The sequence below is a fragment of the Candidatus Eremiobacteraceae bacterium genome (assembly GCA_036511855.1).
GTDB lineage: Bacteria > Vulcanimicrobiota > Vulcanimicrobiia > Eremiobacterales > Eremiobacteraceae > JABCYQ01.
In genome coordinates this window covers 1-20,217 of record DATCBN010000048.1, presented here as the reverse complement: position 1 = coordinate 20,217, position 20,217 = coordinate 1, and the positions used below count along the sequence as shown (strand labels likewise).

The following is a 20,217-nucleotide window of genomic DNA, read 5'->3' as shown; positions in this document are numbered from 1 at the left end:
TGGGTGAGCGTTGCTCACCCTCCTACTGGGGAGATCTACATCGAGAGGGGGCGGCCGGTGCACTCCGTCGAGATCCGCTCGCCGCGGCCGTACTCGCCGCCTTCTACCACAGACCCCGCTTCCACAACCACACCATCGGCGAGCACTGCGTCCGTCACGCGTGCGCCGGGACCGATCTGCACGCCGCGCCATAGGATCGACGACTCGATCACCGCACCCACGCCGACGCGGCAGTCCGCGCCGATGCAAACCGGCGCTTCGACGCGGGCCGATCTGTCGACAACTGCTCCGGTGCCGAGCAAAACCCCATCGCGCGCGACAGCGCCGCGACCGGGCGTGAGCCGAACCTCGCCCGAGAGCGCATCGAAATGCGCGCGCCGATACTCGCCGGGTGTGCCGATGTCGCACCAATACGCGCGCTGCCGCATGCCGAAGAATCGCGCTTCCGACGCGAGCATCTCCGGAAACACCTGTTTGCCGAAATCGTAAAACGTCGAGGCGGGAATGCGGGCGAGCACCGAAGGCTCGAAGATGTAGATGCCCGTGTTCGCGAGGTTGCTGCGCTCGGTGCCTTTGGCCGGCTTTTCCTGGAAATCGGTGATGCGCCCATCTGGGCCTGTGATCACGACGCCGTATTGCGAGACGTCGGCAGCTTCATGCAGCACAATCGTGGCTTCCGCCTGCCGCGCGCGGTGAAAATCAAGCGCGGCCTGCAGATCGATATCGGTGACGTCGTCGCAACCGATGACGACGAACGTCGATTGAAATCTACCTTCGACCTGCTTGACCGCGCCCGCGCTACCCAACAGCGTCGCTTCGCGCAGATACGTCATGCTCACGCCGAAATCGCCGCCGTCGCCGATGTAGCGTTCGACCGCGTCCGCATGGTAATGCACGTTGACGACGAGATCGTCGACGCCGTGCCCATGCAGGTAGTCGATGACGTGACCGATCACCGGCCTGTCGAGCACCGGCACGAGCGGCTTTGGGATATCGCTGGTCAACGGTTGCAGGCGCGTTGAGAGACCGCCCGCGAGGATCATGCCACGCATCGTCAAGTTCGTGGGTTTGCGGTGGGCCCGCGCAGGGCCTGCGCAAGCACGAGCACGACAAATCTAGGCAACGCGAGTTGACGACGAAAGCGATTGGGCTCGCGCAACAGACGGTAGAGCCATTCAAGACCCAATCTGCGCCATGCGGCGGGCGCGCGCGCGGCGCGGCCGGCCCATACGTCCAGCGCGCCGCCGACGCCGATGCACACAGCGCCGCCTACCGCGTGCAGATTGTCGCGGATCCAATACTCTTGATTCGGAAAGCCGAGCGCGACGAGCAAGAGATTTGCGTTCGCGCTGCGCACGAGCCGCGCGACGTCATCGTCGTGGTCGGCCGCGAAGTAGCCATGATGCATGCCGGCGATCACAACTCCCTCATAACGCGTGGCGAGCAGTTGCGCGGCCGATTCGGCGACGCCGGCCGAAGCGCCGAGCACGAACAAGCGCAAACCGCGTGACGCGTAGGTCTCGAGCACGCGATCGACGAGATCGATGCCGGCGACGCGTTCGGGCAGCCGATGGCCGAGCACGCCGGACGCCCAGATCACGCCGACGGTATCGGGCACAACGAGATCAGCAGCGTTGATCGCGTCGCGATAACGGCCGTCGCGCGCGGCGAGTGCGGCCATCTCGGCGCCGAACGTGACCACATGCGCTGCGCGTCGTTCGTTCAGCCAGCCACCGATGAGATCGACGGCCGCGGCTGTGTCCACGGCGTCGACGCGGCAGCCCAAAATAGATAGGGAACCGGTGATCAACGATTCAGACGACAGCGGCCGCTGCTTGGACCGCGATCCATGGCGCGATCGCGGCCGTCAACGCGCGCTCTTGATCGCTCGTCAGTTCGCAAAGCGGTGGACGGCACGAGCCGGCGTCGAAACCGAGCATGCGCGCCGCCGCCTTGACCGGGATCGGACTTGTCACGGCGAAGAGCGCGCCGATGAGCGGCAGCAGGCTGATGTGCAGGTCGGCTGCGGCATCGTTTTCGCCGCGCGCGAAGGCGTCGAGCATCGCGCGGATCTGGGGTCCCGCCGCGTGGCTTGCCACGCTCACGACGCCGCAGCCCCCGATCGCCGCTGTCGGGAGCGCCAAATGGTCGTCGCCGGAGTAGACGTCGAAGTCGGCCGGCGTGCGGGCGACGACCTCGGCGATCTGCATGAGATCGCCGCTAGATTCTTTCACCGCCCGGATTCGTGGATGACCGGCCAGAACGGCGAGGGTTTCGGGCAAGACGTTGACCGCGGTGCGCCCCGGAATGTTGTAGATCATGACCGGCACGCTTGAAGCATCGGCCATGGCCGTGAAGTGTGCCACAAGACCGGCCTGCGGCGGCTTATTATAGTACGGACCGACAGCCAGGATTGCGTTTACGCCGGCTGCACAGGCGCGGCGCGTGAGTTCCACCGACGCTCGCGTGTCGTTGCCGCCGGTATTGGCGATGACCGCGGCGCGAGCGCCGACCGCTTCGGCAACTTCGCGGTACAATCGGACCTTCTCGTCGTCCGTCAACGTCGGCCCTTCGCCCGTCGTGCCGCTCACCACGATGCCGGTCGAGCCATGATCGCACAGCCACCGCGCGAGCCGTTTTGCCTCATCGAAGTGCACGGCGCCGTTCGCACGCATCGGCGTGATCATGGCCGTGACGACTGGTCCGAACCGGCCGGTTCTCATAGCCGCCTATCCTTTCAAACCGAAGTGATCGTGGAGAGCCGTTTCGGCGACGCCTGCCTGCGACCCCGGCACGAGCACCGACACGGTGATATTCGAATCGGTGCTATGGATGATCGGCACGCCCGCGCGCGAGAGCGCGTCGACGACGCGATACACCACGCCCGGCGTGCCGCGCATTCCTGCACCGACGATGGAGATCTTGGCGCAGTCGCGGCGTGCGCGTAAAGCGAGCGGCCCATCCTCGAACAGCGCGTGCGCACGCTCGTACTCCCTGTCCGCCACGATGAAGAATATGCCGGCCGCGTTGACGTTCACGCAATCGATGCTGATTTCCGCGTCGGCGAGTTTCTTGAACGCGTCGCGTTCCCATCCGCTTTTGGCGCCGGCCGCCTCGGGAGTCGCGTGGACGAACGTATAGCCTTCCATGGTCGCGATGCCCGACACCGGACGTGAATGATCGATGAACGCATCGTCGCTGATCTCGGTGCCAAACCCCGTTCGAAGACTGCGCACCGATAGTGGCGTCCGCGCGCTGTGCGCGAGTTCCGCCGCTTTGTCGTGCATGACGCGCGCGCCGTGAGCCGCGAGTTCGCTCAACTCTTCGAACGTGAGCGCGCCGATGGTATGAGCATCGACGACGCGCCGTGGATCGGCGGTCATGACGCCATCGACATCGGTGAAGACTTCCAATTTCGCGTCGCCGAGCGAACTTGCGAGCGCGACGGCGGTGAGATCGCTGCCGCCGCGCCCGAGCGTTGTGATGGTGCCGTCCGCCGAAGCGCCTTGAAATCCCGCGACGACAGGAGTGATGCCGGCAGCAAGCAGCGCGTGAAGGCGCGCCGCGTCGACGCGGGCGATCGCGGCGTCCCCGTGCGTCTTGTCAGTGAGGATGCCGGCTTGTTCGCCCGTGAGCGCGAGGGAAGGCACGCCTCGCTCGCCGAGCAATTCGGCGAAAACGCCGGCGGCGATCATCTCGCCGGTCGCGAGCAAGAGATCCCGGTTGGGTCCGGCTTGCGCGCGGGGCGCCAGCGCTGCGAGCGAATCGGTGGCATACGGCGCGGGCAAGCGCCCCATGGCCGATGTCACTACGACCGCCGCCTTACCCGCGTCGAGCACGGCCATCACGCGTTGCGCGGCCAGCTCGCGAAGCTCGGGCGTGGCAAGCGATGATCCTCCGAACTTCTGCACGACGATCGTCCGCGCTAAGCGCGCCGCTTCCATCTTATACTGCGATCTTTCCGGCTGCCGCGCCGATGGATTCCACGATCTGTATCGCGTTCGTCGCTGCGCCCTTGCGCAAGTTGTCGCATGCGACCCAGCACAGCCACGCGCCGGGATGCGCCGCATCCGGCCGAAGCCGTCCGACCACCACGTCGTCGGTGCCCGCCACATCGAGCGCGGTGGCATACTCAGCGCCCTCGAGGAACGTCAATCCGGGAGCAGCGCGAAACGCTTTCGCGATTTCATCGCGCGTGGCCGCATCTCGCGTGCCGAACGCGATCGCTTCGCAGTGGCCCACGGCAACGGGCACTCGCACCGATGTAGCGGAGACCGGTAATGTGGGCAGCGCGAGGATCTTGCGCAACTCGGCGGCTATTTTCCGTTCCTCTTCGCCGTCGCCGTTCTCGTCGAACGGGCCGTTCTCGGGCACCGCATTGCCGACGATGCGTCGCGGCAACGCGCGTACGGTGTCCGAGCCGGCGCTTTGCGCGCGGAATTCGTCGAGCGCGTCGCGGCCGGCGCCGGAAACGCTCTGATACGTCGCGACGCTGGTCCAGGCAACGCCGAACGCGCGCGCGATCGGCGCGAGCGTCATCGCAAGCGGTATGGCGGCGCAGTTCGGATTGGCGACGAGATGCGCGCCGGCGATCGCGCCGGGGTTGACTTCCGGCACGACTAGGGGGACTGCCGGATCCAGCCGGAAGACCGACGACTTATCGATGACGATCGCGCCACCCGCAGCCGCCGGTTTGGCAAACCGCGTGCTGGTCGCAGCATCGGCCGCGAAGAATGCGACATCGACGCCGGCGAGATCGCTCTCCTCTCGCAGCGCGCGCACGGGCCAATGTTTGCCGAATGCCGTCAGCATGCTGCCCGCCGACCGCTCCCCGCCGAACAACGCGAGGGATTCAGGGGCGTACCCGCGTTCCTCGAGCACGCGCAAGAGAGTTTCACCAACAAGTCCGGCCGCGCCGACGATGGCGATACGAGCCGGGCGGTTCAAAGCAGTTCTCCCAATCCGTCGACAAAGCAAGTGAGACCCTTTGCCGCCCGCACCGCCAAGAGCACGCCCGGCATGAACGACGATCGTGAGCTGGAATCGTGCATGATGGTGAGCTGCTCGCCGTCGCCGCCGAATCGGACCTCTTGATGAGTGACCACGCCGGGCATCCGGAGGCTGTGGACGCCGATGCCCCCCACGTCGGCGCCGCGGGCGCCTTGCGCGATCACCGATGCTGTCGGCGCGCGTTCGAATGCGCGCACGGCGCCGATGGCACGCGCGGTGGCCATGGCCGTGCCCGATGGCGCGTCCTTTTTGCCCGATTCATGCATCTCGACAATTTCGACGGCGCCGAAGTGGCGCGCGGCTTCGACCGAAAACTTAATCATGAGCACCGCGCCGATCGCGAAATTTGGCGCGAATACGCAGCCGGTGCCGCTGCTCGCGACCGCTTCGCGCAACTCTTGCACGTCGCCGGCACCGTAGCCGGACGCGCCGATCACCGGCCGCACGCCGCGACCGATCGCGTCGAGCGCGATGGCTTTGCTTGCCGGAAAGACCGAGAAATCGACGAGCACGTCGGGCCGCGCTTTGCTGACGAGTGAGGATAGGTCGGCGTATTCGCTTGCGTCGGCCGGGCCGCCGCGCACAAGTCCTCCGACATATTCCATGCCCCCTGCAGCGCGCAGTGCTGAAATCGTGAACGCGCCCATCTTGCCGTGTGCCCCGGCGACCGCCACGCGAATCGGAGTATTCATATTCCCGGCGTTAGGTTCCACCGCCGGAACGACGGACCTTTGCCGCGGTCGGCGAAGCGGCGATCCTATCCGACCTTTTCCAACTTGGCGTAGTTGAGCATGATGCTTTTCCGCCCGACCTCATCGAAGTTCACGGTCACGAACGCGTCGCCGCCGGCGCCTTTGACGTCCAACACCACGCCGGTTCCGAATTTCTTGTGGACGACGTGGTCGCCCGCTTGGAGTTCGATATCGTCGCGCAGCGAAGGCTCCGGCAACGCAACATCGTCCCAACTGCCGCCAAACCCGAGCGACGCCACCGGCTGGGCGTTGAGGTATTCTAAGCCGGTCATTTCGCCTAAGAATCTCGAAGGCGGATGCATATACGCGCTTCCAAAGGTGAGGCGGCGTTTTGCGTAGGTGAGGGTGAGGCGATCGATGGCGCGCGTCATCCCGACATAGCAAAGGCGGCGCTCTTCCTCGATGTCGGCCGGATCGAGCAGCGCCCGATTGTGGGGGAAAATCCCTTCTTCCATGCCGCATAGGAACACGACTGGGAACTCGAGCCCCTTGGCCATGTGCAGTGTCATCAACGTGACGTAGCGTTCGCTGTCGTCGAGCCGGTCGAGGTCGGAGACCAGCGAGATGGTGGCGAGAAACTGGTCGAGGTCGGGTCCCTCACGCTCCTCGAAATCGCGCGCCACGCCCACGAGCTCTTGCAGATTTTCCAGCCGCGACCTCGCTTCAACCGTATCCTCCGAGCGCAAGTCGCGCAGGTAACCTGTTTCTTCGAGCACGCTTACGATCAGCTTGGCCGGACCTTCGAGCGCGGAAAGCGCCGTGAAGCGTTCGATGTCGCGCATGAACGCTCGGATATCTTTGACCTTTTTTGGCGCGACCTGTGCGACGAGTTCGTCCTGGGCGAGTGCTTGCGCAAAATTGAGCCCGCGGCGCGCGCCCTCGTCGGCAATAGAGTTAAGTGTGGCCGTGCCGATGCCGCGCTTGGGTGCGTTGATGATGCGCCGCAGACTGACGCCGTCGTTGCGATTGGCGATATAGCGCAAGTAGCCGAGCGCATCTTTGACTTCGGCGCGCGCGTAAAAGCCGACGCCGCCAACGATGCGATACGGAATGCCTTCGACAAGCAACGCTTCTTCAAACGAGCGTGACTGGGCATTCGTGCGATACAGCACGACGAAGTCGTTGGGGCCAAGACCAAAGTCGTGCATAGATTGGCGGATAGAATCTACCACATAACGCGCTTCATCGCGATCGGTGTTGCCGGCGTAAACCGTGACGGGTGTGCCGTCCTCGCGTTCGGTCCACAGTTTTTTCCGGTGACGCTGCGTGTTTCGCGACACGAGCGCGTTCGCGGCCGAGAGCACCGCGGCGCTCGAACGGTAGTTCCGCTCGAGCCGGAATGTGGCGGCTCCCGGGAAATCGCGCTCGAATCGAAGGATGATGCGGTGGTCCGCGCCGCGGAAACCGTAGATGCTCTGATCGTCGTCGCCCACTACGCAGATGTTGCCCGAGCCCCTCGAAAGCGCCCGCACCATGCGATACTGCGCTTCATTGACATCCTGGTACTCGTCGACTAAGACGTACAAAAAACGTTCGCGCCACGCGTTGCCGATCTCGTCGGGGCGTTCGGCGAGCGAAAGCGCGTGCATGATGAGGTCGTCGAAATCGAGAGCGGATGCTTGGCCAAGCCGGCGTTGATATTCGAAGTAGATCGACGCGATCGTGGGCGAGAGCTCGCCTTCGGAGCTGCTCGCGTACGCCTCCGGGGTGATGCAACGCTCCTTCGCGCGACTTATCTTGTGGAGCATGGCACCCGGCGCGAAATGCTTCTCGTCGAGGTTGAGGTCGCGCAGGATCTCTTTGACAAGCGTGCGCTGGTCGGCGTCGTCGTAGATGACGAAGTTCGGCGCGACACCTACCGCTGCGCCGTCGCGCCGCAACATGCGAACGCCGATCGAGTGAAAGGTTCCCACCCAAAGTCCCGCCGACGCCGGGCCCACGAGATCGGCCAGCCGTCGTTTCAATTCGCCGGCAGCCTTGTTGGTGAAGGTCACTGCGAGAATGCGATGCGCGGGCGCGAGTCCGGCCTCGAGGATGTGCGCGATGCGATGGGTGAGGACGCGCGTCTTGCCGCTGCCCGCGCCGGCGAAGATGAGCACGGGACCTTCTGTCTGAAGTGCGGCCGCGCGTTGGTCGTCGTTGAGCGAGGTGAGGGCGTCCACGGTGCGCTAGCGCGCAACCCCAGCGCCGGGCACGCGCTCGCCCTGACCAAGCACCGACTCCGGCGGCACGGTGGCGCCCGGCTCGACCACGACGTCGAGACCGAGTATTGCGTCGCGGACGATGGCGCCGGCCCCAACTACGCAACCGGGCCACAAAATGGCGGCCCCAATCGTGGCGCCGTCGCCCACGCGGCACCCGGCGTAGAGCACGCTATACGGTTCGATGGTCGAACCTGCTCCTAAAGTGACGCCCGGACCGATGTAGGCCGGACCGCTCACCTTGACTCCGTGCGGTAACGGCGCGCCGTCCGCCGACCAGACGTCATTCGCGACTTCCACGCCAAGCGGATGTTCGAGCTTGCGATCCAGAATGTCGCGGTGGGATTGGATGTACGTGGACGGCCGGCCAACATCGATCCAATAGTCTTGTGTGGACACCGCGAACACACGACCGGTGCGGGTGATAAGCTCGGGGAAAACTTCGCGCTCGATGGAGACCGCTCGACCGCCCGGTATGGCGTCGACGGCGTCGAGTTCGAGTATGTAAGTGCCCGCGTTGATGTCGCGTGCGTCGGTCTGTCCGGGCTCGGGCTTCTCGACGAAGCGCTTGACGCGTCCGTTCGCGGCCGTTTCGACGACGCCGAAGTGGCTCGGATCTTCGACTTCGCGCGTGTGAATGGTGGCGATGGCGTTGTTTTGCACGTGCGCTCCGCGCAGCGCTGTGAGGTCGAGGCCCGTGATTATGTCGCCGTTGCAGATATAGACGGGGCCGTGGATGAGCTCGCGCGCATTCTTGATGGCTCCGGCAGTCCCGAGGGGCTCGTTCTCGACGACATAGTGCAGTCTGACGCCCATGCTTCGGCCGTCGCCGTAGTGCGCTTCGATGGCATCCGGAAGGTAGCAGCACGAAAGGATGATGTCGTCGACCCCTTCGGCCGCGAGGCGCGCGATGATCCAGCCGATGAATGGCCTGCCCAGCAGCGGCGCCATGGGTTTTGGCAACGCGAGGGTGAGCGGGCGTAACCTCGTTCCTTCACCGCCGACAAGAATGACTGCTTGCAATTAGCTCCTCCGATTGGACTCGGTCATTTCCTCTCGCCCGGCCGGTGCTCCCCTCGCAGAGTGCGCCTGATTGCTACTCCGATGCATCTGAGGTGGATGCTTGCGACTGACGAAGCGCAGCGGCACGTATCGTTTTGAGTTTGGCGATTCTCGATTGATAGCCGAAATATACCCACACTAGACCGCTTGCCAGACGCCAATAGAGGATCGCCAGCAATACGGCTGTGACAATCGGCGCGAGAGGAATCTGCCTCGTGACGGCTGTGAACGCTATGGTCGGCCAAGCGCCGGCTATCGCGACGGCAACGACAATCCATTCGATGAGATCGCGGTACAACGTCTGTCGCTCGATCGTCATAGCGCCCTCCGAAGGATGCTGGATTTCGATATCACGCGCTGGTCTTCACTTGACCACGTGCATCATCGGATATGCGAGCAATCCGATGATGCCGCCCGCCGCCACCGTGAGCTGATCCGGCACTCGCTTGACGAACAAGCAAACCGCGAGCGCTGCAATGGCAAGCAACGCGGTGAGCCAGTCGACTACGACCGATTGGCCGACGAGATACGATGTACCGATGAGAACGCCGACCACGGCCACGGTGATGCCCATGACGAAACCTTGCAACCGCGGATTGGTCCGATACCGCCGCAAAAGCGGTGTGCCGATCACCGTGAAGAGGATCGACGGCATGAAAATGCCGATCGTGGCCGCGACCGCGCCTGCAAAGCCGCTAAGCAGATAACCCACAAACGTCGCCGTTATCACGACCGGCCCCGGCGACATGAGACCGATGGCAACAGCATCGACGAACTGCTGCTGCGACAACCAGCCGTACTGATCCACCAAATACGATTGCAAGAATGGCACGATGACGAGCCCGCTGCCGAAAACAAGAAAACCGGTCTTGAAGAAAAAGACAAAGAGCTTGGCAGGCATTCCCGCGCTCGGGCCGATGAGCGCACCAAAGATCGTCGGTGGGATCGCAGTTGTTGCCGCGCTGCTTTTCGGCTCCACGGACTTTGCCGGCGGCTTGGCCGCAGTCGGCTTGGTGAATATCAAGATGCCTAAGACCCCGGCTGCGATGAAAAGAGCCGTCAGCTCCTTCTTGACGATGATCGTTATCGCACAGGCCAATATCGCAACCGCCAACGCGATGAGATTTCGGCCGATCGTCTTGACGCCGAGATTCCAACAGGCTTTGATGATGAGCGCGATGATCACCGGGCCGATGCCGTAGAACAGGGCGCGCAATTGCCAGCTTCCGGCGAAGTGCGAGTAGAGCGACGCGAGCGCGATGACGATCAAGAACGGAGCTAACGCAAACGCGATGGCCGCCACCAGCGCGCCGGATAACCCTTTGAGCACAAAGCCGCAGTACACGCCGAGCTGATACGCGAGCGGGCCCGGACACGCGGTCGCGATCGCAAGGCCTTCCTTGTACTCGTCGTCGGTGAGCCAACCGCGCTGCTGCACCAGATCACGCCGAATATAATCGGCGAGCGCCACGGGGCCGCCGAATCCGGTCGCGCCCAGTGTCAGGAAATAAGTCCCGATGTCGGCCAGCGAAGGCTTTGTGTGCGTTTTCAAGGTCTCCGAATTCCCCCGCATCGACGAACGCTCCCTGCCGCGTCCGCCGGTAGGTACTGCCGGGCGGTTAATCAAAAACGAGCGTTCATCTGACCACTGCTTTACGTGTTGGAGTGTACTTCACCATGAAATACGCTGTTGCGGCCTTGACCGGGGCTTTCATTCTCGCGGCGACGCCGATCGGGTCGTTGGCGGACGGGTCCTCGGTGACCACCCAGAATTTCAAGATCACGGAAACGCCATCTCAATGCGCGGTGAGCGTCGCGACCGCACTCACGAGTTCGGGCTTCAAACATGTGACGAGCGGCAAGGCGCACAAGGACGGCAGCATCGTCTTATTCGGCGATAAAGGCGCTTTCCAGGCCGTCGTCTTTTGCCTCCCTGAAAATCTGGCCGTCGCTGTGACGGGCACCGATGACAAGACCGCCTCGGCACTCGTCGACAAATTCACCGCGGCGTGGGATGCTCAGTAGCGGCTTCGACGATACTTTATCGGGGTCGCTGCGCAACGTCGTAGACGCGGTTCTCGATTATCTCGCCATCAAACTGGGATACGAACGGCCGCGCGGACAGGTGTGGCCGGAAGTGCTGATGCTTCTGCCGGCTGCCGTTTTCTCGATGACGATGCTTGCTTTCGTTATGGACCGAGTGACTGGCGGTGGATTGTTTCGGGCTTTGTCGCAATTCGTCGCGAGGTGGCCGATCATCACCACCATTGGGTTGTCTGCGATCGTGGTCTCCTTCTTTTCAGTCGTTCTGTTCGCGATTGTCCATGGACTTCAAATCGGCCGAAAGTCAACAGCGTTTCTGGGCGCGCTCTTGTTGTTGACGCCGTTTGTGATTTACTTCCTGATGTTTCGCTAGAATTGCGCGATATGCCAATCCGCGAATGGGGCAGATATCTCGAAGCATTGCATATGACAAAAGAACTGCTGGCGCTGTTGTAGTTCCTTATCTTCCCAATTCGAGATGAAGACGATACAGGATACATCGAAGCCTTGCCGCTCGATGGTCTTGCCGCATTTACAGCATCGAAATCGGATCTTGCCTTGCGCATCTCTCAATCATTGACGATCCGTTTCAGAATCGGCTTTATCGGACGAGGTTGAATTTGGTAGCCCCAAGGGAATTCGAATCCCTGTCTCCGCCTTGAGAGGGCGGCGTCCTAGGCCTCTAGACGATGGGGCCCTGCGAGAATGCTGAAGGGCGCCTTGCGCCCCTCAGGTCTTGGCTGGCGCGGAAGGACTCGAACCTCCACAAGCAGATTCAGAGTCTGCGGTCCTACCATTAGACGACGCGCCATCGTCGGGCGCAACTGCGATTAGGCGCGTTGGCCGACCGCAATTATACCTTTTGCGGCGCATCGGTGTCAAACCTCGGGACGCGGGGCGTCCGTCGTAGTGCGGCGAACAAGACGCAAGATGGATCCGAAGTACGAACCGCTCCAACCGATCATCAGTGGCGCCTTCTCCGATCGCTCACTCTTGCACGACTCCGCTGTTCGCACGGCCGTCAATCGTGCCATCGCGGGTTTGGACTGCGGAGAGCTTCGCGTAGCCGAACAAGCCGGCGATAGCGGCTGGGTCGTCAATGCGTGGCTCAAAGAGGCGATTCTACTCTACTTTCTCCTTCACGAGAGCACCTCATCCGAAGCGGGGCCGTTGGCGTTCTTCGATAAGATTCCGCCGAAGAACAAATGGGCTGGCTCGGGCGTTCGCGTCGTGCCGCCAGGCGTCGCGCGCTACGGCAGCTATCTCGCGCCCGGCGTCATCCTCATGCCGGGATTCGTCAACATCGGCGCGTGGGTCGGCGAAGGCACGATGGTCGACACGTGGGCCACGGTCGGAAGCTGTGCACAGATCGGTGCGGGCGTGCACCTTTCCGGCGGCGTGGGCATCGGCGGCGTTCTCGAACCGCCGAACGCGCAACCGGTGATCATCGAGGACGGCGCATTCATCGGATCGAGGTGCGTGATCGTGGAAGGCGTGGTCGTGCAGCGCGAAGCTGTGCTTGGCGCTGGCGTCGTGCTGACGGCGAGCACGCCGATCATCGACGTCACGGGCTCCGCTCCGAAGACCATCAAGGGCACGATACCCGCGCGCGCGGTCGTCATTCCCGGCACGCAAGACAAAACGTTTGCTGCGGGCGTGTACGGCACGCCATGCGCGCTCATCATCGGTCAGCGCTCCGCCGCCACCGACAAGAAGACGTCGCTCAACGAAACGCTGCGCGAGTATGGGTTGGCGGTATAAGCGTGGCCATCGCAAATTCTCGCCTCTTGAACATCGCGCCGTCCGGCATCCGGGCGATGCACGACCGCAAGCGGCCGACCTCGATCGATCTTGGGATCGGCGAGCCGAGCCTCAAGCCCGATATCGCGCCATTTGAATCGGCGGTCGAATGGGTGCGGGAGCACGGTCTTCTCTATACTTCGTATGCGGGAATTCCGGAACTGCGCGAACTCGTAGCGGACGTCTATGGCGGCGCATTTTTCCGTAACCCCGACTGCGTGTGCGTGACGACGGGCTCGCAAGAAGCGATCTTCCTCGCGATCAAAACGCTCGCCGAACCTGGCCGCGACGAAGTGCTGGTCACAAATCCGGGTTATCCGATCTACCACAAAGTCTGCGAACTCGAAGGCATCGCTTGGCGCGCCATCGATCTACGCGCCGACAATGCGTTCATCCCTCGCGCGGAGACAATTCTCGCGAGCATGACGTCTCTAACCAGACTCATCGTGCTCGCGTCTCCCGCCAACCCAACGGGTGCGGTCATGCCGCCGAGTGAAGTCATCGCACTCGCTCGCGGTCTGGCGGCTCGGCCCGGTCCGCCGGTATATGTCCTCGTCGACGAAGTGTATCGCGAGCTGACGTACACGGCTGAGCCCTACCGCTCGCTCGCTGACGAATATCCGTATACAGTGACGGTCACAAGCCTCTCCAAGTCGTGCGCGCTCACCGGCTTGCGCATGGGCTTTCTTATCGCACCGGTCGAGATCGCGTTGGCCGCCGGACGCATGCACTCGCTCGTGCTGTTGTCGGCAAGTCATTTCGGTCAGCGCGTGGCACTTGAACTTTTTCGCGATCCGGTTCGACTGCGAGCGCACCTGCCGTGGTACGTCGATCAACGGCGTGCGGTGCTCGAAGCCGCTCGTTTCAACCGGCTCGATATCGTCGAACCCGCCGGCGCCTTCTATCTCCTCGTGCGCCTGCCCGAGCGGCTCGCCCACGACTCGACTGCCGCCGCATGCGCGCTCCTGGATCGCAACGACGTGGTGACGGTCCCAGGCAACGTCTTTGCGAGCAACACCGAAGGTTATCTGCGCGTGACGTGGGCGGCGGGACGTGAGGCCGTCATCGAAGGATTGGCGCGAATGGCCGAGTTCATGCGGGCGTGAAGCTGTTCTTTTTTTGGTGCATGCATGCGCTTGTCATTGCGTGCTGCATAGTTGGATTTCAAGCCTCCCTCGAGATGCACAACAAGGCTGAGGCAGATCGACGGGGAGAGTTGCTGGACAAGAGCGTGGTGCAAACGCCGCGCGCTCGGCTCTTTGGCGGCGTCGATAATGCGGCCATAGGTCTTGCATACTATCCGGCAATAGCCGTCGCGTCGTTCTTCTTCTCTGTTGCGCCTGTTCGGATTGCAGCGCTCGTTGCCGCCGCCGCCGCGACGGCGGTTTCGCTCTATTTGCTCTACAGCTTGTTGTTCATCACGAAGATGAAGTGCACGAATTGCTGGATGGCGAACACAATGAACGTGATGATACTCGTGATGCTCGGCGATCTCGCGTTGCTGAACTGAGCTACGCACGCTCGAATCTACTGGAGCTTGACGACCGTCATGCTCCACGGCGGTAGGTTGATCGTAAACGTGGACTTCAGAGTGCCGAGGTTTTTCGTGACCGGACCGGTCCAGACGTTGTTCTTCGAGTCGTCGTACTGATTCTTTCCGTACACGATCTTGGTCGCGTCAAATGACGTTCGCTGCGCGTTGGCGATCGTCACCGTCGGCTGGATCGCGCTGTTCTTGTTGAGGTTGAAAAGCAGCACCGCATAGCCTGCCCCGCGCGACGCGGCTTCTTGTCGAATTGACGCAACCAAGCGCATGCCGGGCCGTTCAAATACGACGTCGACGCTGACATTTTCATCGTCGCCTGCTGTTGCGCTGCGAGTTAGCGGTTGGCAATAGCGAACTCGATATTCGCGATATAGACGATGATAAATTGGGAACGATGACGTGAAGAAGGAGTCATCACATGCAAACGATTTCAAAGTACCGGCTATCCTTTACGAGGACATTCGTGAGCCTTGCACTTGTCGCATCGCTCGTGGGTGGGTATGTGTCTCCCGTCACGGCCGATACGGCGGGTCAAACGAGCACGCGCAATATTGCCCTTGGCGCATTAGCTCTTGCCGTCGGCATCGTGCTTTACAACAACTACGAGCACAAGGTTGCGTACGCCAACTCTGTGGTCGGCTACACGCGCGACGGCGGCCGCGTTTATGGTGACGGCCGAATCGTCTATCCGAATAACATTGTCGCGTACTCGACGAACAACGGCACGCAAGCATGTACGTTCGACGGAGCCGGTGTGCCGTGCAAGTCAACGAACCTCTCTGGCCGCTTTCGCCGTGGTTATACACCGCCGTGCTGGCCGCCGGGTCATTGCAAGCAATACTGGAAGAAGCATCAACATGATCACGGCAACGATGCCGACAACCATAACGACCATAATTGAATGAAGCGATAGCCGTCGATTAGTCTCGGTGATCGGACGTAATCGAAGAAGCCCCGCATCGTTGTGCGGGGCTTCTCGCTTTGCTCGACGGTCCGGCAGTTAGTGAGTTAGTTCGAATACGACGCCGTTGCCGGAATTGTACTGCGCGGTGCCATAAAGATTGCCGGCAGCGTCCCTAACCAAACCGCCTAGCGGCCCGCCGTCCGAACTCTCGAACGTATGGAGTACGGTTTCTTTGCCGCTTGGGTCGAGCTTGAACACAACACCGAAGCCCAACGATCCGCCGCCTTCGGTGGTGCCGAAAAGGTCGCCGTCCGCATCGCGGATCAAGCCGGCGACCGGACGCTCACCAGATTTTCCTTTGAAGCGGAAGAGTATCGTCTCGTTGCCGCTCGGGTCTAATTTGAACACCACTCCACAGCCTGATGAGTCTGTACAATTGGTCGATCCGCCGATGCGCGTAGTACCGTATAGATTTCCGGCTGAATCGCGCACGAGACCGCCGTCTGGGAATGCTCCGTCTGTGCTGCTGAAGGTGTGGAGCACCGTTTCGTTTCCGTGTCTATCTAACTTGAATACGACTCCGCAACCTCCAGGCCCGCAATTGCCCGAGGGCCCGCCGCGTTCTGTCGTGCCATAAAGATTGCCGGTTCCATCCTGGATCACATTCGCTCGTGGAAAGTATCCGTCGGTATTGTCGAACGCGTGAATTTCGGAGTAGATGCCGTTTTGGTCTACTTCAAACACCGATCCGCGGCCCCGTAATCCCCCGGACTCAGCTGTGCCAAAAAGATTGCCGGCCGCGTCTCTAATGAGTGCCGCGTGCGGATTTCCCTCTGTTGCAAAACCGTGAAGCACGCTCTCGTTGCCGCTCGGGTCTACCTTAAATACGACTCCAAAGAATGACGGGCCGCCCCAAAACGTGGTGCCGTAAAGATTGCCGGCCGCATCCAGGACCAACGATGCAAATGAACGTTTCCCGTCGCTATTGTCAAAGCTATGAAGAACCGATTCGTTACCGCTTGGGTCCACTTTGAAGACCACGCCGCATCCGTTAGGGCAACTCCCGGAGCCGCCGCGCTCGGTGGTGCCGAAGAGGTTGCCGGCCCCATCCCGAACCAAACCCGCCCGCGGAAACATTCCATCAGCGCCGCCTTGAAATCTATGCAGCACACGATAGTGCGTCGGTGCACTGTCGGGCGACACCCCGCGTTGATTTCGATCAGCTTGGGCCAATCCGTTTGGCTGTGGCGTGGTTGAGAGCGAGTGGCTACAGCCGGCCAAGAAAACGATGCCCACCGCCATAGCGATAGCGATCTTGCGCATGACTACACCTCAAAAGCCGAAGATGCCGTGCCTCGGCACTACGAGCAGATTAGTACGTCCTCTAGAAGATAAGACTCGACCTCTCGGAATTGATGGGCCTTACGGCCCAACCTCAGTGCTTGGTTGTGTTGGTCGTTGGTCAGAGTCTCTTCGCGCGACGCCGCTCCCGCGCCGCGAATCCGCTTGCGAACAGCCGCTCGACGAGCGTGAACATGCGCGCATCCCGGAGGAACAGATCTTGTCGCGTCAGAGGCAGCCAAGCACATGCCGGATCGTTCACTTCGACATACGCGCGAACGCTCTCGGCAAAGTACTCATCGAGGCCGCTTGCCGCATATTCGTTGACATAGCCGGTGGCGGTGGCGAAATAATACCGAAGTTCTTCGCTCTCAAATGAAAAGTACGATTTCGGGCGGGAGGCGAGCGAGGCATCGAGCGCGTGCGCGAATTCATGTGCCGCGGTCATCGAGAGCGCACGATCGCGCAAGAGCACACGCCGGTCTTCCACCACGAACAAGCCCGACGGGGGCGCGGACCAATCGTCGATGCCGGGGACGCATCGCGCGACCGATGCAGAGACTTCAGAGAAACGAACATCGGCGGGCACGATGCAGATGGTGACGCCCGCTTTGCATGCGCAGGACAGTGCTGCCTCGCCAAATGCCGCAAGAACGCGCCGGAGCGCGGCGGGTGCACGTTTTCCGAAGAGCGAGTCGGCGGCTTTACGCGCGATATCGGCTGGTGCGACCGGACAGGCGCGAGCGATCCCGTTGAACGGCTCCGAGAGTACAAGTGATCCTTCAACTTCATAAGCGGTGAGTTGAGGATTTTGCAATCTTCGCAGTGATGCTACCAGGCGATCGAGCTCTGCGCTCGGTCCATTACGAGCCAGCATTGCTTTTCGCCGTCTCATGAGTCTGGCGCGAACGCGGTCGATCGCGGCCGCAGTTTCGGTTTCGTCGCACGCGCAGAGTTCTGCTGTGTCTGGTGGGTTGGCCAGATCGGCAAGCGCGATCGGTGGGCGGCGCATCTGGGCATGTTGCGCTCGAGATGCGGCCGCGCTATGTCGTCAGTGCGGCCGCGCGGGTAGATACTTTGTAGGGCCGATTTTTATCATCGGCCTGGCCGACCATAAAGGTCGGCCCCACAGGTTACCATCGAACACTCATTAGCCTGGGCAAGCGATGCTTGCCCTCTTACGGAACGACTGGGCAAGCGATGCTTGCCCTAGTACGGTTGCCCTAGTACGGTTGCCCTAGTACGGTTGCCCTCCTACAGTTATTGCACGAGGGATTGGGCCGGCACGAACACGATGCCCGCGGCCTGCATCTGCGGAATCATTTCCTCGAGTGCTTGATCCGTTTGCGGATTCGGATGACCGATGGCGATAGCGGAACCATACTTCAAGGCTCGAGCCATCGTGGCTTTGAGCTGGCCTTCGATGTACGGCACGGTGACTTGATTGTCCAGAAATATGGCGCGCGTCGCGTTCGGCACATCCATGGCTCGTGCCGTCGATGCGCCGACGCTTAACGGGCTGGTCATCGAGTCGATGAAGAACATGCGGCGTTCCTTGAATACGCCGATGACATCGTTCATGACGCGCTGATCGGAAGTCGCTCGGCTGCCCATATGATTGTTCGCGCCGGGCATCGCGGGCAGCGCGTCGAGATCGTCCTTCACTTGCGCGCGGACCTCATCGTCGGTCATCTCGGTTGTGATCGCTCCCGGCCCCGGGTTTGCAGCCGAAGACTCCGGCTGCATCGGCAAATGCACAATCGCGAACTTTCCGGCCGCCAAAGCCGCGTCGGCGATCTCGCGGCCGTGCGGCGTCAATGGGAGCACCGAGAGCGTCACCGGAATGGGGAGCGTCAGAAACGGTTTGTCACGGTCCATGCTGTAACCGCAATCATCGATGATGATGGCGACGCGAGGCGCTCCCGACGGGGTGGCGCTTGGCGAAGCGCCGGGCGATGCGGTCGACGTCGCAACCGGTGTGGGCGGCGCGACCGTGGGCGCGACCGACGGCTCCTCGGGCCCCGCCGTCGGCTCGACTGCAACGTGTCGCGGCGCGGGCTTGGGCTTGAACATCGTCGCGAGTTGATGACGTTGAAGCCAAAGACCGCCGCCAACGACCGCCAGCAATACCAAGAATATCAGCCAACCGGATCGACCGCTGCGTCGCCGCGTCCGCCCCCCGCCGCGCCGCCGCGGCGTCACGGATGCGGACTAGAGGCCGGTTGAAATACCGATGGAAGATTCAGCCCTTTGAGCAGATGGACGTCAATGTTCAGCCGCGATTGCGTCAGTATGTTGCCGTTCGGATCCAAGATCTTGACCAACACGTATTTCGTGCCGGAAAGCGCCACGAGCGCGCCGTTGATCGGAAACGTGTAGTCCTTGTCCACGGCGAAGCCGCCGAACGGCGCGGCCTGCATCGTAGCGTCCACCGCTTCGGTCTGGCTCGCGAGCATCGAGTTGTCGCCGTTGAACACCGCGAACTGCACCGATGAGAACGGAATCGTGCCGAAGCCCTTTGCGACGACGTGCGCGTGAATGGTGGCCTGCGTGTCGGTAAGGCCGACGACAAGCGGGTTGGGCGTCAAATCCAAAGATAGCGAATGATCGTTGCATCCGGCAGTAGCAAGTGCGAAGGCGAGCGCGAGGACGGCTGCGCCTGGGATGATCCGCATGAAGATGAGTCCTTTCGTCACCGAGTCTTGGTTACGAGCCTGGACCTGCATTGCCACCACTGGGCGCCGGAATGATGTGCGGCGTGATCGTGATGATCAGGTTCGTGTTCTGGCGCGTCTCGGTGTAGAAACGAAACAGGGCTCCGACAAGTGGCAAGTCGCCAAGGATCGGTATCTTTTGCATGTTGCGGATGTCCCGGCTCTGGATGAGTCCACCGATGACCAGTGCTTGCCCCTCTCGCAGATTGACTCGGGTCTGGGCTTGGCGAGTGGAGATTTGCGGGTCGTTGCTCGACGTGAAGCCGGTGACCGACGATACCTGCGAATAGACACCCGTGTCCACGCCGTCAACACCCGTCACGCGCGGCAAGATCTCGAGATTGACGCCGACGTTGATGTACTCCACTTGGCTCGACACCGCACCGACGCCGCCCACGCTGGTAGGCGTGGTGACGCGAATCGGCAGCGAGTCGCCGGTGAGGATGTAGGCGGGCTGACCATCCTGCGTCAATATTTTCGGCGACGCCAAGACGCGCGCCAGGCCTTTGCTCACTAGTAAGAAGATGTTGCTCTGCAGAGCGAGCGAACCCGCCTCGGCGCCGGCGTTGGTGTTGTTCAAGATTTGGGCTTGCGTGTTGAAGATGCGGGTGATTGGGTCGGTGGTGGTTTGATTGTAGTCCAGGCCGAGCGCTTTCGCTCCGGAATCGGTCACCTCGAGCACTTCGGTATCGAGCAGCACGCTCTGCACCGGCACGTCGATGACGCGGATCATCGCCTCCGCCTGCGCGATCTGATCCTGCGTACCGGTTAAGATGACCGCATTCAAACGGCGATCGATGGCGAGGTTGTCGCTGATGCGTTGGCCGGTTTGAACACCGCTCTG

At 61.9% G+C, this 20,217-nt stretch carries 22 protein-coding genes and 2 tRNA genes; 6 read left to right on the top strand and 18 right to left on the bottom strand.

Annotated elements, in window-relative coordinates; all coding sequences use genetic code 11:
• Positions 1–35: 35 nt before the first annotated feature.
• The 10 genes from VII69_07125 to chrA form a co-directional block, all read right to left on the bottom strand.
• Positions 36–1,052, bottom strand: coding sequence for an NDP-sugar synthase (locus VII69_07125; protein ID HEY5094866.1), 1,017 nt, complete (start codon positions 1,050–1,052; stop codon positions 36–38).
• Between the two features lie 2 nt (positions 1,053–1,054).
• Positions 1,055–1,810, bottom strand: coding sequence for a WecB/TagA/CpsF family glycosyltransferase (locus VII69_07120; GenBank protein ID HEY5094865.1), 756 nt, complete (start codon positions 1,808–1,810; stop codon positions 1,055–1,057).
• A 4-nt stretch (positions 1,811–1,814) separates the two neighbouring features.
• Positions 1,815–2,723 (bottom strand): 4-hydroxy-tetrahydrodipicolinate synthase, encoded by a 909-nt coding sequence (gene dapA, locus VII69_07115; protein HEY5094864.1) that lies wholly within the window; start codon positions 2,721–2,723, stop codon positions 1,815–1,817.
• A 6-nt stretch (positions 2,724–2,729) separates the two neighbouring features.
• The gene (locus VII69_07110) at positions 2,730–3,944 is read right to left on the bottom strand and encodes an aspartate kinase (GenBank protein HEY5094863.1); all 1,215 of its coding nucleotides are present in this window, start codon (positions 3,942–3,944) and stop codon (positions 2,730–2,732) included.
• Position 3,945: 1 nt separating this feature from the next.
• On the bottom strand, positions 3,946–4,947 hold the full coding sequence (locus VII69_07105) for an aspartate-semialdehyde dehydrogenase (GenBank protein HEY5094862.1): 1,002 nt from the start codon (positions 4,945–4,947) through the stop codon (positions 3,946–3,948).
• Positions 4,944–5,702, bottom strand: coding sequence for a 4-hydroxy-tetrahydrodipicolinate reductase (dapB, locus tag VII69_07100; protein ID HEY5094861.1), 759 nt, complete (start codon positions 5,700–5,702; stop codon positions 4,944–4,946). Before dapB ends, VII69_07105 begins: the two co-directional genes overlap by 4 nt.
• A gap of 65 nt (positions 5,703–5,767) precedes the next feature.
• The gene (locus tag VII69_07095; protein ID HEY5094860.1) at positions 5,768–7,924 is read right to left on the bottom strand and encodes a UvrD-helicase domain-containing protein; all 2,157 of its coding nucleotides are present in this window, start codon (positions 7,922–7,924) and stop codon (positions 5,768–5,770) included.
• Positions 7,925–7,930: 6 nt separating this feature from the next.
• The gene (locus VII69_07090; protein ID HEY5094859.1) at positions 7,931–8,986 is read right to left on the bottom strand and encodes an NDP-sugar synthase; all 1,056 of its coding nucleotides are present in this window, start codon (positions 8,984–8,986) and stop codon (positions 7,931–7,933) included.
• A gap of 73 nt (positions 8,987–9,059) precedes the next feature.
• Entirely contained in the window at positions 9,060–9,344 is a 285-nt protein-coding gene (locus VII69_07085; GenBank protein HEY5094858.1) for a hypothetical protein, read from the bottom strand.
• A 45-nt stretch (positions 9,345–9,389) separates the two neighbouring features.
• A complete protein-coding gene (chrA, locus tag VII69_07080) occupies positions 9,390–10,577 on the bottom strand; it encodes a chromate efflux transporter (protein HEY5094857.1) in 1,188 nt (395 codons plus the stop codon).
• A 125-nt stretch (positions 10,578–10,702) separates the two neighbouring features.
• Here chrA and VII69_07075 point away from each other — a divergent pair, with 125 nt between their 5' ends.
• Positions 10,703–11,050, top strand: coding sequence for a hypothetical protein (locus VII69_07075; protein ID HEY5094856.1), 348 nt, complete (start codon positions 10,703–10,705; stop codon positions 11,048–11,050).
• Complete coding sequence (locus VII69_07070) at positions 11,040–11,441, top strand: hypothetical protein (GenBank protein ID HEY5094855.1); 402 nt, start codon at positions 11,040–11,042, stop codon at positions 11,439–11,441. Before VII69_07075 ends, VII69_07070 begins: the two co-directional genes overlap by 11 nt.
• Positions 11,442–11,689: 248 nt before the next feature.
• Here VII69_07070 and VII69_07065 read toward each other — a convergent pair.
• Positions 11,690–11,765 (bottom strand) — tRNA-Glu (locus VII69_07065).
• 40 nt (positions 11,766–11,805) lie between these two features.
• Positions 11,806–11,879, bottom strand: a tRNA-Gln gene (locus tag VII69_07060).
• A 119-nt stretch (positions 11,880–11,998) separates the two neighbouring features.
• On the opposite strand from VII69_07060, the gene VII69_07055 reads away from it, so the two are divergent.
• From VII69_07055 to VII69_07045, 3 genes are read left to right on the top strand one after another with little or no spacing between them, the layout of a single operon-like run.
• Positions 11,999–12,829, top strand: a complete 831-nt coding sequence (locus tag VII69_07055; GenBank protein ID HEY5094854.1) for a 2,3,4,5-tetrahydropyridine-2,6-dicarboxylate N-succinyltransferase — start codon at positions 11,999–12,001, stop codon at positions 12,827–12,829.
• Positions 12,830–12,831: 2 nt separating this feature from the next.
• Positions 12,832–13,974, top strand: a complete 1,143-nt coding sequence (locus VII69_07050; protein ID HEY5094853.1) for a pyridoxal phosphate-dependent aminotransferase — start codon at positions 12,832–12,834, stop codon at positions 13,972–13,974.
• Positions 13,971–14,378: a vitamin K epoxide reductase family protein gene (locus VII69_07045; GenBank protein ID HEY5094852.1), complete on the top strand. Its 408-nt coding sequence runs from the start codon at positions 13,971–13,973 to the stop codon at positions 14,376–14,378. The genes VII69_07050 and VII69_07045 overlap by 4 nt, the downstream gene beginning before the upstream one ends.
• A 17-nt stretch (positions 14,379–14,395) precedes the next feature.
• Here VII69_07045 and VII69_07040 read toward each other — a convergent pair whose 3' ends face one another.
• Positions 14,396–14,683 (bottom strand): hypothetical protein, encoded by a 288-nt coding sequence (locus VII69_07040; protein ID HEY5094851.1) that lies wholly within the window; start codon positions 14,681–14,683, stop codon positions 14,396–14,398.
• 149 nt (positions 14,684–14,832) lie between these two features.
• Between VII69_07040 and VII69_07035 the strand changes: the two genes are divergently transcribed.
• On the top strand, positions 14,833–15,315 hold the full coding sequence (locus VII69_07035; GenBank protein HEY5094850.1) for a hypothetical protein: 483 nt from the start codon (positions 14,833–14,835) through the stop codon (positions 15,313–15,315).
• Positions 15,316–15,414: 99 nt separating this feature from the next.
• On the opposite strand, the gene VII69_07030 is transcribed toward VII69_07035, so the two are convergent.
• The 5 genes from VII69_07030 to VII69_07010 all read right to left on the bottom strand — a co-directional run.
• Complete coding sequence (locus VII69_07030; protein HEY5094849.1) at positions 15,415–16,641, bottom strand: choice-of-anchor tandem repeat GloVer-containing protein; 1,227 nt, start codon at positions 16,639–16,641, stop codon at positions 15,415–15,417.
• Between the two features lie 139 nt (positions 16,642–16,780).
• Positions 16,781–17,671: a hypothetical protein gene (locus tag VII69_07025; GenBank protein ID HEY5094848.1), complete on the bottom strand. Its 891-nt coding sequence runs from the start codon at positions 17,669–17,671 to the stop codon at positions 16,781–16,783.
• Between the two features lie 248 nt (positions 17,672–17,919).
• Positions 17,920–18,861, bottom strand: a complete 942-nt coding sequence (locus VII69_07020) for a divergent polysaccharide deacetylase family protein (protein ID HEY5094847.1) — start codon at positions 18,859–18,861, stop codon at positions 17,920–17,922.
• Positions 18,858–19,355: a hypothetical protein gene (locus VII69_07015; protein HEY5094846.1), complete on the bottom strand. Its 498-nt coding sequence runs from the start codon at positions 19,353–19,355 to the stop codon at positions 18,858–18,860. The genes VII69_07020 and VII69_07015 overlap by 4 nt, the downstream gene beginning before the upstream one ends.
• 10 nt (positions 19,356–19,365) lie before the next feature.
• On the bottom strand, positions 19,366–20,217 hold an 852-nt coding region (locus VII69_07010), incomplete at its 5' end, for a hypothetical protein (GenBank protein ID HEY5094845.1).

Bases quoted from the DNA above. Each gene is read 5' to 3' on its own strand.
- VII69_07125 (HEY5094866.1), bottom strand. From the start codon at position 1,052: ATGCGTGGCATGATCCTCGCGGGCGGTCTCTCAACGCGCCTGCAACCG.
- dapA (HEY5094864.1), bottom strand. From the start codon at position 2,723: ATGAGAACCGGCCGGTTCGGACCAGTCGTCACGGCCATGATCACGCCG.
- VII69_07110 (HEY5094863.1), bottom strand. From the start codon at position 3,944: ATGGAAGCGGCGCGCTTAGCGCGGACGATCGTCGTGCAGAAGTTCGGA.
- dapB (HEY5094861.1), bottom strand. From the start codon at position 5,702: ATGAATACTCCGATTCGCGTGGCGGTCGCCGGGGCACACGGCAAGATG.
- VII69_07085 (HEY5094858.1), bottom strand. From the start codon at position 9,344: ATGACGATCGAGCGACAGACGTTGTACCGCGATCTCATCGAATGGATT.
- VII69_07075 (HEY5094856.1), top strand. From the start codon at position 10,703: ATGAAATACGCTGTTGCGGCCTTGACCGGGGCTTTCATTCTCGCGGCG.
- VII69_07070 (HEY5094855.1), top strand. From the start codon at position 11,040: ATGCTCAGTAGCGGCTTCGACGATACTTTATCGGGGTCGCTGCGCAAC.
- VII69_07055 (HEY5094854.1), top strand. From the start codon at position 11,999: ATGGATCCGAAGTACGAACCGCTCCAACCGATCATCAGTGGCGCCTTC.
- VII69_07040 (HEY5094851.1), bottom strand. From the start codon at position 14,683: ATGCGCTTGGTTGCGTCAATTCGACAAGAAGCCGCGTCGCGCGGGGCA.
- VII69_07035 (HEY5094850.1), top strand. From the start codon at position 14,833: ATGCAAACGATTTCAAAGTACCGGCTATCCTTTACGAGGACATTCGTG.
- VII69_07030 (HEY5094849.1), bottom strand. From the start codon at position 16,641: ATGCGCAAGATCGCTATCGCTATGGCGGTGGGCATCGTTTTCTTGGCC.
- VII69_07025 (HEY5094848.1), bottom strand. From the start codon at position 17,671: ATGCGCCGCCCACCGATCGCGCTTGCCGATCTGGCCAACCCACCAGAC.